Origin of the sequence: Methylomonas rivi (assembly GCF_024505165.1) — a bacterium.
GTDB classification, from domain to species: domain Bacteria; phylum Pseudomonadota; class Gammaproteobacteria; order Methylococcales; family Methylomonadaceae; genus Methylomonas; species Methylomonas rivi.
This window is the reverse complement of record NZ_JANIBK010000312.1, coordinates 1-1,320: the sequence shown is the minus strand read 5'-3', so window position 1 is coordinate 1,320 and position 1,320 is coordinate 1. Positions and strand designations below refer to the sequence as shown.

Genomic DNA, 1,320 nt, shown 5'->3' with positions numbered 1-1,320 from the left:
TTGAAGCGGGCATCGGCCTGCTTCAACCGCCGAAGACTCATGTAATTCAGCACTCTGCCGCCGTTGCGGCAGTTTCTTTTTCAAGCATAAAGTTTCCGACAGCGGGAAACTTGTTCATTTACCTAACCTTGGAAGAACATTATGGCTTTTGTAATCACCGAGAACTGTATCAAATGCAAATTCACCGACTGCGTTGACGTCTGCCCAGTCGATTGCTTTCATGAAGGCCCGAATTTTCTGGTTATCGATCCGGACGAATGTATCGATTGCACCCTGTGCGAACCGGAATGCCCGGCCAACGCCATTCATGCCGAAGATGAAGTCCCCGAAGGCCAAGAGCATTTCATTGCATTGAATGCCGAATTGGCCAAGGTATGGCCCACCATTACCGAAGTGAAGGACGCCCTGCCGGATGCCGACGAATGGAACGGCAAAGCCGGTAAATTCGATCTGTTGGAAAGATAAACTGGGTTGGCCGAAAATCTCCAGGCAAGTGGAGATTTTCGCTATTCGCCAGCAGTGAATCCCGCTGGTTCCCCCCCGGTTTCTCGGCAACCGCCTGGATACCGGGCCCGCACCGTGTGTCGGGCTCTCAGACTGTAGGCCTAATCGCCCGGGCCCTTAACGCCGGGCAACGCCTGTTTCGTTAATGTCCAGCCGATAATTCGGCCAATTGCGCCTTCAACAACCGGTTTTCGTCCAAAACAGCCGCCAGCAGGCCCTGCATTTCCGCCTCCGAATAACGGCGGGTAATATGCTGGGGGCAATTCCAGTCCAAGGCTTCCACCGTTATCAGCAGGCCGCGTTCGACCCTGGCCCGATAGTCCGGCACTTCGAGCCGTGCAATCAAATCCGGTTCATCGGCTTCATGCGCAATTCGCGCCCGGCCCCATATTTTCAGCCGCCTCCGGTTGGGATAATCCATCAAAATTAGCGAGATCCGCTCATTGGCATTCAGATTGCCAACGCTCAGATACTGCACATTGCCGCGAAAATCGGCATAGCCGATATGGCGTTCGTCCAGCACCTTTAAAAAGCCTTTCGGGCCGCCGCGGTGCTGCACATACGGCCAGCCCGACTCCGACACCGTCGCTTGATAAAAGCTGTCGCGTTCGGCGATGAACGCTGTTTCGCGCGGCGTCAGACTATTGCGGGGATCCTCGGCCAATTCGAAACCGCGATTGGCTTGACGGCTGCCGTAGGAACTCTGCGCGGCTTTGACGCTGGCGGTAAAGGCAATATCGGCAAATGCACTGGCCATGGCGATGCTCCAAAAAATTCAAGAATTAAAGCCGGAGCGGGCGAACCGCGGCCCGCTCC

Annotated in this window: 2 protein-coding genes; one reads left to right on the top strand and one right to left on the bottom strand. The window is 55.3% G+C overall.

Features of this window, described 5'->3' with window-relative positions:
• Nucleotides 1-141: 141 nt before the first annotated feature.
• Nucleotides 142-465: a ferredoxin FdxA gene (gene fdxA / locus NP596_RS21395; RefSeq protein WP_256617405.1), complete on the top strand. Its 324-nt coding sequence runs from the start codon at nucleotides 142-144 to the stop codon at nucleotides 463-465.
• A 181-nt stretch (nucleotides 466-646) separates the two neighbouring features.
• Here the strand turns inward: fdxA and NP596_RS21390 are convergent, their stop codons facing one another.
• Nucleotides 647-1,261, bottom strand: a complete 615-nt coding sequence (locus NP596_RS21390; protein WP_256617404.1) for a pyridoxamine 5'-phosphate oxidase family protein — start codon at nucleotides 1,259-1,261, stop codon at nucleotides 647-649.
• Nucleotides 1,262-1,320 lie beyond the last annotated feature (59 nt).